13 protein-coding genes are annotated in these 15,983 nt (G+C 62.0%); 4 read left to right on the top strand and 9 right to left on the bottom strand.

The genetic code is table 11. From position 1 onward, the window contains the following. Window positions 1-10 precede the first annotated feature (10 nt). Window positions 11-910 (top strand): heme o synthase, encoded by a 900-nt coding sequence (cyoE, locus tag KUW00_RS12230; protein ID WP_231498497.1) that lies wholly within the window; start codon window positions 11-13, stop codon window positions 908-910. Window positions 911-1,151: 241 nt separating this feature from the next. After that, a complete protein-coding gene (locus KUW00_RS12225) occupies window positions 1,152-1,757 on the top strand; it encodes a Yip1 family protein (RefSeq protein WP_083970270.1) in 606 nt (201 codons plus the stop codon). Between the two features lie 228 nt (window positions 1,758-1,985). On the opposite strand, the gene KUW00_RS12220 is transcribed toward KUW00_RS12225, so the two are convergent. Then, window positions 1,986-3,113, bottom strand: coding sequence for an aminotransferase class V-fold PLP-dependent enzyme (locus tag KUW00_RS12220; RefSeq protein ID WP_045991926.1), 1,128 nt, complete (start codon window positions 3,111-3,113; stop codon window positions 1,986-1,988). 463 nt (window positions 3,114-3,576) lie between these two features. Here KUW00_RS12220 and KUW00_RS12215 point away from each other — a divergent pair, with 463 nt between their 5' ends. Then, window positions 3,577-4,527 carry a hypothetical protein gene (locus KUW00_RS12215; protein WP_108449685.1) on the top strand — a complete coding sequence of 317 codons (951 nt, stop codon included), beginning with the start codon at window positions 3,577-3,579 and terminating at the stop codon, window positions 4,525-4,527. 196 nt (window positions 4,528-4,723) lie between these two features. On the opposite strand, the gene KUW00_RS12210 is transcribed toward KUW00_RS12215, so the two are convergent. From KUW00_RS12210 to KUW00_RS12175, 8 genes are all read right to left on the bottom strand, one after another. Continuing rightward, window positions 4,724-5,545 carry an IclR family transcriptional regulator gene (locus tag KUW00_RS12210; protein WP_045991928.1) on the bottom strand — a complete coding sequence of 274 codons (822 nt, stop codon included), beginning with the start codon at window positions 5,543-5,545 and terminating at the stop codon, window positions 4,724-4,726. 227 nt (window positions 5,546-5,772) lie between these two features. Then, the gene (locus tag KUW00_RS12205; protein ID WP_162197827.1) at window positions 5,773-6,552 is read right to left on the bottom strand and encodes a GntR family transcriptional regulator; all 780 of its coding nucleotides are present in this window, start codon (window positions 6,550-6,552) and stop codon (window positions 5,773-5,775) included. A 202-nt stretch (window positions 6,553-6,754) separates the two neighbouring features. Continuing rightward, complete coding sequence (locus KUW00_RS12200; RefSeq protein ID WP_045991929.1) at window positions 6,755-7,237, bottom strand: universal stress protein; 483 nt, start codon at window positions 7,235-7,237, stop codon at window positions 6,755-6,757. A 161-nt stretch (window positions 7,238-7,398) separates the two neighbouring features. Further along, entirely contained in the window at window positions 7,399-8,937 is a 1,539-nt protein-coding gene (locus tag KUW00_RS12195; RefSeq protein ID WP_205254724.1) for an AMP-binding protein, read from the bottom strand. Between the two features lie 11 nt (window positions 8,938-8,948). Beyond that, window positions 8,949-10,391 carry an acylating sulfoacetaldehyde dehydrogenase gene (gene sauS, locus KUW00_RS12190; RefSeq protein ID WP_205254723.1) on the bottom strand — a complete coding sequence of 481 codons (1,443 nt, stop codon included), beginning with the start codon at window positions 10,389-10,391 and terminating at the stop codon, window positions 8,949-8,951. A 124-nt stretch (window positions 10,392-10,515) separates the two neighbouring features. Further along, complete coding sequence (locus KUW00_RS12185) at window positions 10,516-11,493, bottom strand: tripartite tricarboxylate transporter substrate binding protein (protein ID WP_108449683.1); 978 nt, start codon at window positions 11,491-11,493, stop codon at window positions 10,516-10,518. Between the two features lie 13 nt (window positions 11,494-11,506). After that, window positions 11,507-11,953: a tripartite tricarboxylate transporter TctB family protein gene (locus tag KUW00_RS12180; RefSeq protein WP_162816516.1), complete on the bottom strand. Its 447-nt coding sequence runs from the start codon at window positions 11,951-11,953 to the stop codon at window positions 11,507-11,509. Beyond that, on the bottom strand, window positions 11,940-13,490 hold the full coding sequence (locus KUW00_RS12175; protein WP_108449681.1) for a tripartite tricarboxylate transporter permease: 1,551 nt from the start codon (window positions 13,488-13,490) through the stop codon (window positions 11,940-11,942). Before KUW00_RS12175 ends, KUW00_RS12180 begins: the two co-directional genes overlap by 14 nt. A gap of 612 nt (window positions 13,491-14,102) precedes the next feature. Here KUW00_RS12175 and xsc point away from each other — a divergent pair. Beyond that, window positions 14,103-15,923: a sulfoacetaldehyde acetyltransferase gene (xsc, locus tag KUW00_RS12170; RefSeq protein ID WP_045991934.1), complete on the top strand. Its 1,821-nt coding sequence runs from the start codon at window positions 14,103-14,105 to the stop codon at window positions 15,921-15,923. Window positions 15,924-15,983 lie beyond the last annotated feature (60 nt).

The raw sequence follows: 15,983 nt of genomic DNA, 5'->3' as shown, positions 1-15,983 counted from the left end.
GACTCGCATGATGTTCAGGGACACTCTCAGGGACTACCTCACCATCACCAAGCCGGGCATCATCGGCGGCAACGTGATCTCTGTTCTGGGCGGCTACTTCCTGGCCGCCCAGGGCCAGTTCGATGCCGTGGTGTTCCTGTCGGCGCTGTTGGGTCTGGCCCTGGTAATCGCCTCGGGCTGCGCCTACAACAACGTCATCGACAAGGACATCGATGCCCTGATGGAGCGCACCCGCAACCGCCCGCTGGTGCAGGGGCGGGTCAGCGAAGCGGCGACACTTCGGTTTGCCACCCTGCTGGGCATCGCCGGCTTCGGTCTGCTGGCGCTGGGGACCAATGCGTTGACGGTGGGTCTGGCGGCCTTCGGCTTCGTCATCTATGTGGGGGCCTACAGCCTCTACATGAAGCGCAATTCCGAGTTCGGCACTCTGGTCGGCAGCCTCTCCGGGGCGGTGCCGCCGGTGGTGGGCTATTGCGCGGTGACCGGCAGCTTCGATACCGGGGCCTTGACCCTGCTGGTGATCTTCAGCCTGTGGCAGATGCCGCACTCCTACGCGATCGCGATCTTTCGCATGGAAGATTACCGCGCCGCCAACATTCCGGTGCTGCCGGTGGTTCGCGGTATCGGTACGGCCAAGCACCATATCCTGGGCTATATCCTGGCCTTTATCGGTGCGACGCTGTCGCTGAGTCTGGCCGGCTACGCTGGACCCGGTTACTTCATCGTTGCCCTGGTGCTGGGCGTCTACTGGCTGTATATCGCGGCCAAGGGCTACCGTACCGACGACAACGTGCGTTGGGCGCGACAGGTATTCGGCATCTCGATCCTCACCATCACGGCGCTGAGCCTGATGATGTCACTGGACGCGACGCTGATGCCAAGCACGCCGATGTGGACCTCGATGTCCTGATCGGGTGGCGCTGAAACCGAAACCCCGCATCTTCACCGATGCGGGGTTTTTTTGTGTTTATCAGTCGTATGGGTGAAGCGTGACTGGAGATCAAGTGTTGTACAGGACTTGTATAGTATGTACGGTAACGTTGGTAGCGAAGCGAAAAATCGCTTCTATACTGCAAGTTAAGGACAACGGAGTCGCGGGCGCCGAGTGCCGGTCTCGGGACTTACTTCAGCGGTAGCAGGAGGGAGTCAGTATGCTGACACACGTCTGGGGATTGATGGCCCACCCGAATCGCGAATGGAAGCAGATCAAGCAGGAAAGGGAGACGATAACGCACCTGTACGCGCATCACGTGTTGTTGCTGGCCGCCATACCGGTGATCTGCTCGTACATCGGTACCACCCAGGTCGGCTGGAGTCTCGGCGGCGGCACGACCATCAAGCTCAGTTATCTAGACGCCCTGGGGGCGGGGATCGCCTTCTATCTGGTGATCCTGGCGGCGGTCTACATCGTCGGCAAGACCATCCGTTACTCGGCTAAACGCTTTCCCAAGACACCCAGCCAGAGCCAGTGCATCATCTTTGCCGGCTATGTGGCGACCCCGATGTTCCTGAGCGGCATCGTGGCGATCTACCCGATCATCTGGCTGTGCCTGCTGGCCGGCGTTATCGGCCTCTGTTACACCGCCTACCTGCTGTATCTGGGCATTCCCTCCTTTCTCGATATCAGCGAAAAGGAAGGCTTCGTCGTCTCCAGCACCACCCTTGCGGTGGGGGTACTGGTGCTCGAAGGCCTGCTCGGCATGACCGTCCTGCTGTGGGGCTACGGAGAGCGCATCATTCTGTCGCTGCTGGGGTGACTAGAGGGTGACTGGAGGGTGACAAGAGGTCGACTAAAGGTCGATTAAAGGTCGGCTAAAGAGTGACAAGTCGACGGGGATGACCCGAGAGCACTGAAACTCGAGGCGTGCAGGACCTGGCCGTTCAGTCCGACAACACGGGTAAGACAAGAGGGGCGACGCTGATGCGTCGCCCCTTTTTCTATCTGGGCCTTTCTGTGCGGCCCGATCTGGTGGGTGTCAGCCCGTTTACCCCTTGATACTGTCCAGCGCCTTGCGCAGGTGGTCGATGCTGCGCTCGGGCTGATGCAGCTTGTCCAGGCCGAACAGGCCAATGCGGAAGGTCTGGAAATCGTCGCCTTCATCGCACATCAGTGGGACCCCGGCGGCGACCTGGACGCCGGCTGCGGCGAACTTGCCGACCAGCCCCGGGTCGTTGTGGTAGCAGACCACCACACCGGGCGCCTCGTAACCCTCGGCGGCGACGCTCTTGAAGCCGTACTCGGCCAGCAGGCTGCGCACTCCCTGGCCCAGGGCCCACTGTTCCTGTTTCACCTTGTCGAAGCCGTAGGCGTCGGTCTCGCGCATGATCTCGCGTAGCTCGCGCAGGCTGTCGGTGGGCATGGTCGCGTGGTAAGCGTGGCCGCCATTCTCGTAGGCCTCCATGATCTCGAGCCACTTCTTGAGATCGGCGGCGAAGCTGGTGCTGGTGGTTTCCTTGATGATCTCTCGCGCCTGGGCCGAGAGCATCACCATGGCGCAGCAGGGTGAGCCGCTCCAGCCCTTCTGGGGGGCGCTGATCAGCAGGTCGACGCCAGTGTCCTGCATGTCCACCCAGACGGTGCCCGAGGCGATGCAGTCCAGCACCATCAGGCCGCCGTGGGCGTGCACCGCATCGGATACGCGACGGATGTAGTCGTCCGGCAGGATCATGCCGGACGAGGTTTCTACGTGGGGGGCGAAGACGATGTCCGGCTGCAGTCGCTCGATGGCCTGCTCGACTTCCTCGATGGGGGGCGGGGCGAACGCTGAGGTCGGATCGCTGTCCTGCTGACGTCGGGCCTTCTCCACGCACAGTTCGGCCGGGATCTTGCCCATCTCGAGGATCTGGTGCCAGCGGTAGCTGAACCAGCCATTGCGGATGACCAGGGCGCTGCGGTTCTGGGCGAACTGGCGGGCTACCGCCTCCATGCCGAAGGTGCCGCTCCCGGGCACGATGACCGCGCTGTGGGCGTTGTACACCTGCTTCAAGGTGGTGGAGATGTCGCGCATTACGCCTTGAAAGCTCTGCGACATATGGTTCAGGGCGCGGTCGGTATAGACCACGGAGTATTCCAGCAGGCCATCGGGATCGACGTCCGGGAGCAAGCCAGGCATGAGGCGCATCCTTACAGTGGGCGTTGAACAAGCCGAAGACGCGGACTGCGTCAGCGACGACGGCGCCGAGCGGCTAGGGCTCGGCGCTCATTATTCTCTACAGCATAAGGTCAAAGGGCGGTGGCGGCCAGAGGACGGCGGCTCGCGCGTGGCGCGGTCATTTTCCTTGTGTGACTGTCGTTACATCCGAGTCCGTCGTGATATGTGTTTTTGTACTGATTCGAGTAAAAAACGGACTAACCCGCCAATAAGGATTTTCATGAGACTTATCAGCCATTTCGCGTAGATGTCATCTCAGTAGCTGAAGCAGCGCGGCATGACCGATGGCTGGCAAAGCAAACTTTGACCATGCTGAGAAGACCGCTGCCAATAAGGCGTCGCAGCGTGTTTCGTCTAACGCCGTCGGTGACGCCGGGAGGTCCGGCCGGCGGAGCACGATCTTCCCAGGTGGAGGACGTCGATCATGAACGAACCATCATCATGTACGTGTCAGGCCGCTGGACTGACGCCTGAGCAGCTCGACGTGCTGCTGGCGCGAAACCCGCAATTGGCACAGGAACTGGCGGCACGATATCAGCAAACACTGGCCGAACCGGCAGAGCTGGACAGGCCAGATGACCTGGCCGCGGTGGGACTGGGGCCGGATGGGGCGCCGCTGGTCAGCGGTCCTGCGGAGCCCATGCCGCTGGCCCGTTTCGATCTCAGCAACGGCAACCGCGTCGAATTCGTCGGGCTTAGAGGCGACGACAAGGAGGCCCAGGTAGGTATGCGGGAGTTGGGCGTGAGCGATCGTGCGACCCCGCGAACCTTTGCAAGCGAAGTTGGCAAGTCCGCGCTGGATCACTACCTTATGCTCGCCCCGCAGGAGGTGCCCATCCCGAAGATGCTGCTCGAGCTGAATCCCGACATCGACCGCAAGGCGTTCAAGAATCGCACCGTGGAGCGGTTGGAAGAACCCATCGAGGTGGATCTGGACGAGTTGGGCATAACGCCGGACACTGCCAGGGCAGGGTCCTCAGCAGGAGGCGGACCAGGCCAGCAATACTGTGTCCCGGGCGATGGTTATCATCTGTTTCGCAACCACAACTGCGAGACCGTCTCCTTCCCGAGCAACACCTGGTGGTGGTGCGACCCGGAGGCCCACTATTCCTTCCGGGATCGCTGGACCTCTGACCGCAAGCGTCGCAACTCTCTTGGTGTCACCACTGCCTGCCATGGGCCGGCGGCCACCCTGCACTACTACAAGAATGTCTTTGGCAACTGGAAGCATCTACATACCTTTCACCTGCCTTCAGGCTACTGGCAGTGGACCCGGTATGAGGGGCTATCCAAGCGAGACCGCTGGATACGACATCGCTGTGTGACCGCGGGAGGCAGCAGCTTCGTGCGCTGCGTCAGCTTCTTCTACAACTGAGGCCTGTGTCATCTGCGCAGCGCTCGTTGCTTTCGTTGCAGGAGGGGGGGGGGGCAGGGCAACAGGGTCGGCGATCAAGCGAGCGACTCGTCGAACCATCTCGGCGCCATCACCGTTGTCGCGGTGGTGGCGCCTTGCTGTTTGGCGTCTGGTTTGGTGAGGGTTCCGGCCATGCGGGGTTGCTGCGGCTAGGGCGTCAGGCAGAGGTTTCGGATTCTGCGATGGGCTCGGGCAGGGCGCCCTGGTTGATCCGCGCGATGGCGGCGGCGGCGCGCTCCAGCGCCGGCAGGCAGTCCAGTGCGCGCTGTTTATCCATGCGCATCACCGGTGCCTGGATCGCCAGGCCGACGTTGGAGACCCCGGTGGGGTTGGGGGCCAGCACCGCGATGCACAGAAGCCCCGGTAGGAATTCCTCGTCGTCGAAGGCGTAGCCGTCGCGCTTGACCTGCTCGATCTCCGCTTCCAGAGCGTCGATGTCGGTAAGCGTGTTTCGGGTGAAGGCCTCCAGGGTGGCATCGGCGAGCAGCCGACGGCGCTGGGAGGCGCTCATCTGCGCCAGAAACAGCTTGCCGCTGGCGGAGCAATGGGCAGGCACCCGGGAGCCGGGGTGTAGATAGAAGCGCAGCGGAGCCGACGTCTCGACGCGGTCCAGATAGAGCACCTCGCTGCCGGACAGGGCAGTGATGTTGCAGCTTTCCCCGACCTCGCGGACCAGCTCAGCCAACACGCCGTGACGTGCGCCCTGAACGGTGTCGTTGAGCAGCAGGGTCTCGGCCAGCCGGCGCAGGCGGCTGCCCTTGCTGTAGTGGCGGTTGTCCGCTTCGCGCTGCAGCATGCCGGAGTTCTCGAGCTGCTGCAGCATCCGGTGCAGCGTCGGCTTGGGCAGGCCGGTCTCGTCCACCAGGCTCTGCAGGGTGAAGTACTGGTCCTTCTCCGCGATCACCTCGAGCAGCGCCAGCAGGCGCTGGGCCGGGGTGTCGCCCTCGATGATCCGGGTGTCAAAGCTTGCTGTGCTCATGGCGGGGTCTCCTCGATACTACAAGCCTATACGTATCTAAAAATTAATCAATGTGTATCGGAAAACGGAATTCGCCGAGATCACTGTCGTCTCTGACTGAAGCACGTCGGCGTCGGGAACCGGGCGGCGGACGTGAGTGGACAGGCACCCATGAGCCAGGACTCGGCCATGGCCAACCGGTTGTCGCGGTATCCGGCATAGGCTGCCCTGTCTGAGCTTGCACCGAGTCAAAAGTCCGAGCGGATTTCGGCACGGTAGCTGAAGCGGTCGGCCCTTCCCTTGGTGGTACGGACTTCCACGATACGGTCGTGGCTGGTGTAGGTCATCCGCTTGAGCACCACCACCGGGGTGCCGGGAGCGATGTCCAGCAGGGCGGCGGTGTGGGTATCGGCGGCTTCTGCGGTCAGGGTTTCGTCGGCCCGGACGACGGGGATGCCGAATCGGTCGAGGATCAAGGCATAGAAGTAGTCGGGAATATAAAGCTCGGAATCTTCCAGCCCCGGCACCAGTACGCTTGGCCACCAGCTGTACTCCACCAGGGTCGGGGCGTCATCGACCACTCCCAGGCGTTCGATATAGGTGACTGGACTGGTCTGGCTCAGGCCGAGGCGGGTATATACGTCATCGGGAGCCTGGCGGATAGCGCGATCGGTGGTGGTCTTGTGGATACGCACGTCCTTGCCGTCGGCGTCCCCGTAGCTGACAAAGCGAAACAGGGTTTCCTCGAAGTCGGTCCGCGAGACATAGGTGCCCTTGCCCTGATGGCGGAACAGCAGTTTTTCCCAGACCAGATTGGAGATGGCCTTCTTGACCGTTCCCTGACTGATCTGCAGCCGGTCGGCGAGCTGCCATTCGGGTGGAATGAGGTCGCCCGGGGCCAGGTCCCCCCGTTCGATCAGGCCGCGAATATGGTCCTGCAGCAGTCGGTACAGCGGTTTCCCCGGCTGTGCCACCATCACCTCGGGGGAGAAGAGGCCAAGGCGATCAGATTCGTTTTCACTGGTCATTCGCAAGATCCCGCTGCTGGCAAGGTCGGAAGGGGAGGCTGCTCGGGTCAGGCGCTTGTCTGACTCGCCGCTGCCCTGCAGCAGCGTGACGGCGCTCGCCTCTTTCACACCTTGATTCATCCGTTTCATTCTTAAGTGGTATTTCATCAATCTATCACGGGGCTCCTGTGCAGACACCTTTCCGGCCGTGTGACCCCTGGCCTCAGACCGGAAAGAGAAACAGCGGGCGGCGGGTGCGACGACTGATCTTGCGCGCCACCGAGCCAAGCACCATATGACCCAGCCCGGACTGGCGCTGTGTTCCCATGACGATGCAATCGGCATCGATTCTGTCGGCCTCCTGCAGGATGATTCGGGATGGCTTGCCAATGCGGACGTGAATCTCCTTCAGAGAGGCGTGGTAGCTGTCTTCCGAGGCCAGCGTCGAGTGGCCGAAGTCTTCAAGGCGGCGCTTGATTTCGTCGATGGCCTGCCGGGTCGCTCGTTCGCGATAGTTGTCCAGCGGGGAAACGGCGGTATAGCGGCTGGCCAGGCTGTCTTTCAACAGTGCCGGATCTTCGATGACGTGCAGCAGGTGGACCGCGGCGCCGAAGCGTTCGGCGATACCGATGGCCTTGCGGAAGACGTCGGGGCTGTGGGCGCTGAGGTCAGTGGCATACAGCAGCCGGGATATCTGGAAGCTCATGGCTTCATCCTCACAAAGGTTGGATGGCGCAGGCGGTGAGCCGACGTGGCCGAGGCACCTTCGACGCCAAGGCCGGGCTCGCCGGCGCCAGGCCCGGCCGAAACATCGATCAGGCAGGACCCTGGGTACCGCGAGCGCAGGCCAGGGCATCGGGCGCCAGGCTAGGCCGGTGCTTGATGCAGATGGTCGATCATCTCCGCAATCTTGAGGCGCTGGACCTTGCCGGAGGGCCCTCTGGGCAGCCATTTCACGATGTGAACATGTTCAGGCGCCTTGTAGTCACCGACCTCCTCGCGACAGTAGTCGAGAAGTTCTTGCTGGGTCGCCCGATGGCCTTCCTTGAGCACCACGACGGCCTCTACGACCTGCCCGTAGTGCCGGTTTTCCATGGGATAGGCGGCTGCCTCCAGCACCGCCTCATGGGCCAGCAGGGCGTCATCGATCTCGCGCGGGGCGATGTTCTCGCCACCCTTAATGATCAGCTCCTTGATGCGGCCCGTGATGAAGAAGAAGCCTTCCTCATCGCGATAGCCAAGGTCGCCGGTGTGCAGCCAACCCTCGTTATCGATGGTGTCTGCTGTGGCCTCGGGATTCTTGTAGTACTCCTTCATGACGTTGTCGCCGCGGACAACGATTTCACCGGTCTGGTGGCAGGGCAGTACCTGTCCTGTCGAGTCGAAGACACTGACCTCGTTGCGGTAGGCGATACCGGGGGATCCGTAGCGAGATTCGAAAGGGGGCAAGGGGTTGGACAGGATCTGGGCCGCGGTTTCGGTCAGTCCCATGGTTTCCACCAGGCTGACACCGAAGGTGGTCTCGAAACGGCGGTGGCTCTCCGCCGGCAGTGCCGAAGAGGCAGATCGCCCGAAACGCACCTGACGCATGCGCGGATCCTCGCGCAGGTCCTTCGACTCTGGCTTCTCGGCATGCTCCAGCAGGTAGGCGACAATCGTCGGCACGATACTGAACCAGGTGCACTGGTTGTCGAGCAGCCAGTCCCAGAATGCCGAGACACTCAGCTTCTCCGGCAGCACCACACTGCCGCCACTGATCAGTGGCGCCATGATGGTGACCACCTGGGCGTTGATATGGTAAAGCGGCAGAACGCAGAGGGCGCGATCCTTCTGGCACAGCGAGTGGGCCTCGATGGTGCACCTTCCCCCCGCGATCAGATTGGCGTGGGTCAGCACGACGCCCTTGGGCTTGCCTGTTGTGCCCGAGGTATACATCAACAATGCCGTGTCGTCGGGCGCTACCACGGGCAAGGGCGAAGACGCGATACGCTCTTGCTGCCGCGGCCCGTTGCGAGGACAGGCGACCAGAATTTCCTTCTCGCTCCCGTCGAGCAGGCCATCAAGGCGCTGCTCGTAGTGGGGCGATACGATGACAGTGGTGGCATCACAGTGCTCCAGCACGTAGCGCAACTGGGCCTCCCCTGCGATGGCGTTCAAGGAGACCGCGACACGACCACTGGCCATGATCGCCAGCAGCAGTGAGGCGGTCCACAGTCCGTTGTCCATCAGCATGGCCACATGGTCGCCGGGCTGGCAGCCGCGCGCCTGAAGAAGGCCATGCACCCACTCGACGCGCTCCTGGAGTCGGGACATCGAGACCGTCTCGCCAGTGTCGGGACAGATCAGGAAATCAGTGGCGGGTTGGCGTTCACACTGATGCTTGATGGTGTCTTGAATGGTCATCATCTGGCCGGCCTCTAGAAGGGATTGGCGATGCCGTGCTTGTCGAAAAAACCGGAAAACAGATCCTGGGGCAGAGGGGGAGAGGCCTCGATGGTTCGCACGATGCGGGTCGTGTTGAGGTAGTGGCGGTAGTTCATGTTGTCGGAAATGCTGTTCTTGCCCCAGCTACCGCAGCCCATCGACAAGGAAAACGGAAGGGCGTTGTCGAAGTTGCCACCATTGCCGAAGGCGTGGGCCTGATTGACGATCACCCGGCAGACCGGCATCTCCAGTCCCAGCTTCTCGATGTGCTCATCGGTGGTGCTGTGGATACCGCAGGAGTGCCCCTTGCCCTGGTATTCGAGCAGTTCCCTGGTGATCGCAAAGGCATCCTCGAAGTCTCTGGCCCGGTAGAGGGTCAGCACCGGTGACAGCTTTTCGCCCGAAAAGGGGTAGTCCGCCCCGATGCCGCTTTCTTCCACCAGCAGGATCGAGGCGTCGAGACACGCCGGACGATCGAGCCCCACGGTGCTGGCGATACTGCCGGCATCCCGGGCGATCACGTCACGACTGAGGTTGCCATCCGTCCACATGCGACCTTCGAGAATCCGCTTTTCCTGTTCGGTCAGCAGTACCGCCGCGTGGTCTCGCAGTGCCGAGACCATGCTGTCGTAAACGCTGTCGAGGATGACCAGGCTGTTCTCCGAGCTGCAGCTGGTCGCATTGTCGAAGGTCTTGGAGGCAAGAATCTTGCGCGCGGCATCTGCGATATTGGCGCTTTCATCGATGATGACCGGGACATTGCCTGCCCCGACGCCGATGGCCGGGGTGCCACTGGAATAGGCGGAGCGCACATTGTTCTGGGAGCCGGTGACGACGATCAGGTCGACCAGTTGCATCAAGGCATGGGTGCTCGCCTTGGTCACCGGGTCCGGTAGCAGTTGCACCAGATCCCGGGGGGCTCCGATACGGGCGAGCTCGTCCTGCATGTAGTTCACCAGCCGTTCGCACACGGCGTAGCCCTTGGGCGAGGGAGCCAGCACGATGGCGTTGCGACCCTTGAGTGCGTTGATCGTCTTGTTGGTGGGCGTAGCCGCGGGGTTGGTGGAAGGCACCACGGCGCCGACCACGCCGATCGGGCGGGATATCTCGACGATACCTGTGCTCGGGTCTTCGGAGACGATACCCACGGTGCGCTTGCCCTCGAGGTTGGCCAGCAATCCAAGGGTCTTGCGGTGGTTCTTGGCGATCTTGTCGGAAACCTTGCCAAGCCCGGTGGTGGCCACCGCGAGTTGTGACAGCTCCTCATTTCGCGTGGGCTCCATCAACGCCCAGGCGGCGGCCAGCACGACTTCATCGACTTGCTGCTGGTCGTATTGCTCGAACCGTCGCTGGGCTTCTCGGGCTCGTTCGACAATGGGGGCTACCAGCCGGTAGGCGCTATTGTCGTCAGAAGAATGCTTATGGTTGGTGTTCATGTTGCTACCTCGACGTGTCGATGGGGTAAGCAAGGGCGGCTCCCGGCGGTGCAGGGGAATGAGGCCTGAGTTCCACGCGTCGCTACCCTTGCTTTCGTTGCCGTTGGCCTGAAATCCGCAGAGGTCACGGTGTCTCGAGCTGAGCGAAGAGTTCAGTCAGGTACGCTTGCTGTTGTTTCCACAGCGCCTCGAGGTCGGACGCTTCCATGACACGAAGGGTCGATCCGCCTTCTTTCATCTGCTCGGCGATTCCCTCGTCCTGGAACATGTCGATGAAGTTCGAAGAGAGGTAGTCGACCGTTTCCGCGTCGACCCCTCTGGGAACCATGATCCCCCTGAGGTTGAGGCTGGTGTCGTCGACGTCGTATCCCGCCTCGATAAAGGTGGGCACATCCGGCAGGAAATCGTCGCTTCTTTCGAGATCGGCAATGCCGAGGATCTTGATGCGGTCCTGGTTGCGGAAGGCGTCGGACAAGTTGTTGAATCCCGCCATCACCTGACCACCGACAACAAACCTGAGGGCGTCCACTCCTCCTGAGGTAGGAAGGTACTTCAGGGTCACCTCGGCGCTTTGCTGAAGCTGAAGGGCAGCAATATGGTGTCCGACGTAGAGCCCGGCGCCCGAGACCGTCAACTTTCCAGGATTGGCTCTGGCGTACTCCACCACGTCATCGATGGAATCGAACTCACTGTCCTTGCCGACGATGAGTACGGCAGGGTCTGCGCCCCAGTTTGCAATGGGCTGCAGGTTCTCGATGCTGTAATCGGTGTCGTACATGATCGACTGAGCGATGAAGTGCGGCACGTTATAGGCCGCAATATCGTAGCCATCGGTGGCGCCGGTACTGACAAACTGATTCCAGCCGATCTGTCCGCCTGCACCCGGGCGGTTGATCACCGTGACCGGCTGCCCGAGGTACTCATCGCCCTTCGAGGTGACGATCCTGGCCTGGAAGTCTGTCGCACCACCAGCCGAATAGGCGACCGTCAGATTCAAGGGCTTTTCCGGGAAGTCCGCCAGGCTGGGGAGGGGAGCAAGCAACAGACAGACCGCGAGGGTTGACGCTGTTTGACGCTTTACTGAGGTGGCGTGAATAGTCATTGTTTTATGCCTTCTACAGAAGTAGGCCTTTGGGAAACTGCACCTTTAACAGGGCAGTGAATACGCCGAAGAGCACCGCCAGAAAGCCGGTACCGATGACGATGTTGAGAAGGATCTTTCGGCTCGAGGAAATCCCGGGCATATAGACGCTACTGATGACGACGAACCCCACCAGGGTGGTGACGTAGAAGCCGAGAATTCGTAGTGCGAGCAGCAGCAGGAAAAAGATGGCAAGCGCCGGGATGATGCTGCCCCAGGGGATGGAGATGGCGCCTTCCTCGGCCTGGCCTGGGGCCAGGATTTCCACCGCGAGCAGCACGACTGCCAGAGTCAGTACGATCAGTGACACCACTCGGGGAAAGCTGTAGCCGTATGCCCCGCCTGCCCAGGAGGCGGCTACCAGGCCAAGTGCAATGATCAGTGCGCCGAGGGCCACCTGACGCGGTTTAGTGAGCATCATGGTTGGCCTCCGGATGTACCTGGACTCGATGATCGGGCGTCGCATGCTGGCGGGTCTTGCGGGCCTGCCAACTGGCGTAGAGGCTGTAGGCCACCGACAGCAGGCACAGCGAGACCAGCAGGATATTGAGCCAGCCACCGAACATGTAACGCAGCATGCCGTCGCCGGCCTGGGCCAGCATCTGACTCTGCAGGAAGTTGGTTTCGGCAATAGGGCCGAGAATGATGCCGAGTACGATGGGCCCGGGGGTGAAGCCGTACTGCATGCCGAAGTACATCAGGGAGCCCATGGACATCATGATGATGACGTCGGAGAAGCTGTTCTGGACGCTGTAGGTGCCGAAGATGGCCAGCGTGGTCACCGCCGCCGCCATGATGTGGCGAGGAATCCGAATGACGTACTTGCCGATCCCGCTGATCCACAGCCCACACACCACCAGCAGAATCTGGCTGATCAGCAGTGCTCCCATGAAGGTCCAGGCGACCGAGGCATGCTGGGTGAACAGGTCTGGTCCGGGAAAGAGGCCTTGAATCAACAGGCCGCCGAGCAGCACCGCGGCGGTGGGGCTGCCCGGTATGCCAAGCGACAGCATGGGCACCAGTGACGCCCCGACCATGGCGTTGTTGGCACTTTCTGCAGCGATGATGCCCTCCGGCTCGCCCTTGCCGAAATTGTCCTTGTTGTGACTGAATTTCTTGCACTGGTCGTAGGCAATCAGCCCGGCAATCTGGCCACCGGCGCCGGGAATGATGCCGACGATGATGCCGGACAGGCTGCCGATCACCAGCGCCTTGACCTTCTTCAGGTTGAAGATGATCGCCTTGATCACGGAGGTGGGTGCCATGTCGAAGCGTTCGCCGCCGTTGGCACCCTTGGCGCCCTCTACCATCTGCAGCACCTGGGGTATCGCAAACAGGCCGATCAGGGCCGGGATGATGGTGATGCCGCCCTGCAGGTGCTCGCTGAAGACGAAGCGTTCGGTGCCGGTCACCGGGTTGAAGCCGATCAGCGAGATCCAGACGCCGATCGCGCCGCCGAGCAAGCCCTTGAGTACCGAGGCGCTGCCCAGAGAGCCGATGACGGTGATGCCGAGGATGGCCGTCCAGAACAGCTCCGGGGGGCCAAACTTCAGCGCCACATTGACCAGGTAAGGGGTCAGGAAGATCAGCACCAGGACCCCCAGCACGCCCCCGACGGCGGAGCTGATAAAGCAGTAGTACAGCGCCTGGGTCGCCTTGCCGGCCTTGGCCATGGGGTGGCCATCCAGCATCGTTGCAATGTTGGCGGGCGCCCCGGGGATGTTGATCAGGATGGCGCTGACCGCGCCGCCGGCGACCGTCGAGGTATACAGAACGCCGAGCAGGATCAGCCCCGAGGTAGCGTCCATCTTGAAGGTGAAGGGGATCAGTAGCGCCACCGCCATCGTCGGACTGAGTCCCGGCGTCGCCCCCAGAATCAATCCGACGATCGTGCCGCCGATCAGGATAAGCAGGTTCCAGCCGCTGAGAACCTGCGGAAGGTAATGCAGTAGTTCCACCTTGAGCCTCCCGTGACGCCACAGGGGCGGGCGTCTGTTGTCGTTGTCATTCAGTTGGGATAAGCGCGTTTGCCTTTGGCGTGCTTTCTTTCACGGGCTTGATGGCGGTCGCATCAAGGTTGGTGAGCGTGTAGAGGGTCTGGATTAAGTCATTTAACAGATGTACATGAGTTGTATGTCTAGAAGTCTCCCGCGGGGCTGTCAACGTATTTTTCCCTCCGAAATGCCGCTGCAATGCAGCAATGGCGGGCCTTTCAGCGGGTGCGGGTGTTCGGCAAAAGGCGCGTGATCGATCCTGCAGGCAAGGGTGCAAGGGGCGCGGATGGAGGGGCGGGCGAGCGGCGGGAGGCGCTGCAGGGGCTTGGCGGAGCAAACAGGGTGGCACGACGACGGTCTGTTTTTATAAAAAACGAACCGTAACGTATCAAATAATGAAATTCGTCTTGACCGGGCACGAATCGGCCGCTACCTTTGGATCAAGTTTCGTAAATCGGAACTTATGGTATCGAAAAGCTTGAGGCGACCGATCCGGAGCGGCTCAAGCCAAGACAAGGCCCGAGGCCCTGATGGCCGACGCCGCCAGCATCCGCTTTTGTTCCCTGGAGGAGCCCCATGAGTCACAACGACAACACCAACAAGCGCCAGGTCGTGAAGGGTAAGCAGAAGATGACGCCCTCCGAGGCCTTCGTCGAAACCCTCGTCGCCAATGACGTCACCGACATGTTCGGCATCATGGGCTCGGCCTTCATGGACGCCATGGACATCTTTGCCCCCGCCGGCATTCGTCTGATTCCGGTGGTGCACGAGCAGGGCGCGGCCCACATGGCCGACGGCTATGCCCGTGTTTCCGGCCGCCATGGTGTGGTCATCGGCCAGAATGGCCCCGGCATCTCCAACTGCGTGACCGGCATCGCGGCGGCCTACTGGGCCCACAGCCCGGTGGTCATGATCACCCCGGAAACCGGCACCACCGGTATCGGCCTGGGCGGCTTCCAGGAGTGCAACCAGCTGCCGATGTTCCAGGAGTTCACCAAGTATCAGGGCCACGTCACCCACCCGGCGCGCATGGCCGAGTACACCGGTCGCTGCTTCGAGCGGGCCATGTCGGAGATCGGTCCGACCCAGTTGAACATTCCGCGTGACTACTTCTACGGCGAGATCGAGGCCGAGATTCCCGAGCCGCGTCGCATCGATCGCGGCCCCGGTGGCGCTCAGTCACTGGACGAGGCGGCGGCCCTGCTGGCCGAGGCCAAGTTCCCGGTGATCGTGTCCGGTGGTGGCGTGGTCATGGCCGACGCGGTGGAAGAGTGCAAGGCCCTGGCCGAGCGCCTCGGCGCGCCGGTGGTCAACAGCTACCAGCACAATGACTCCTTCCCCGCCAGCCATCCGCAGTGGTGTGGTCCGCTGGGCTACCAGGGCTCCAAGGCCGGCATGAAGCTGATCTCCCAGGCCGACGTGGTGCTGGCGCTCGGCACCCGTCTCGGGCCCTTCGGTACCCTGCCGCAGCACGGCATGGACTACTGGCCGAAGGACGCCAAGATCATCCAGGTGGATGCCGACCACAAGATGCTCGGTCTGGTGAAGAAGATCTCTGTCGGCATCTGCGGCGACGCCAAGGCCGCCGCGGTCGAGCTGAGCCAGCGCCTCGAGGGTCGCGACCTGGCCTGCGACGCCTCCAAGGACGAGCGTCTTGCCAAGATCAAGGCCGAGAAGGACGCCTGGGAGAAGGAACTCGACGAGTGGACCCACGAGCGTGATCCGTTCAGCCTCGACGCCATCGAGGAAGCCAAGGACGAAAAGCCGTTCTCCGGCGGCGAGTACCTGCACCCGCGTCAGGTGCTGCGCGAACTCGAGAAGGCCATGCCGGAAGACGTGATGGTCTCCACCGATATCGGCAACATCAACTCGGTGGCCCACAGCTACCTGCGCTTCGAGAAGCCGCGCAGCTTCTTCGCCCCGATGAGCTTCGGCAACTGTGGTTACGCCTTGCCGACCATCATCGGTGCCAAGACCGCCGCGCCGCATCGTCCGGCCATCGCCTACGCCGGTGACGGTGCCTGGGGCATGAGCCTGATGGAGACCATGACCGCCGTGCGTCATGGCATCCCGGTCACCGCGGTGGTGTTCCACAACCGCCAGTGGGGCGCCGAGAAGAAGAACCAGGTCGACTTCTACAATCGCCGCTTCGTGGCCGGCGAGCTCGACAACGAGAGCTTCGCCGAGATCGGCCGCGCCATGGGTGCCGAGGGCATCACCGTGGACCGTCTGGAAGACGTGGGCCCGGCGCTGAAGAAGGCGGTGGACATGCAGATGAACGAAGGCAAGACCTGCATCATCGAGATCATGTGTACCCGCGAACTGGGCGACCCCTTCCGCCGTGACGCCCTGAAGAAGCCGGTGCGTCTCTTGGAGAAGTACCAGGACTACGTCTGATACCGGCGGCGAAGGACTCCCCTGTCTGACTCGCCACGCAAGACTCTCTCGTCCGGTATG

Origin of the sequence: Halomonas sp. DP5N14-9, assembly GCF_019802175.1 — a bacterium.
GTDB lineage: Bacteria > Pseudomonadota > Gammaproteobacteria > Pseudomonadales > Halomonadaceae > Halomonas > Halomonas litopenaei.
The sequence above is the reverse complement of the archived record's forward strand: the minus strand, read 5'-3'. Positions and strand labels throughout refer to the sequence as shown.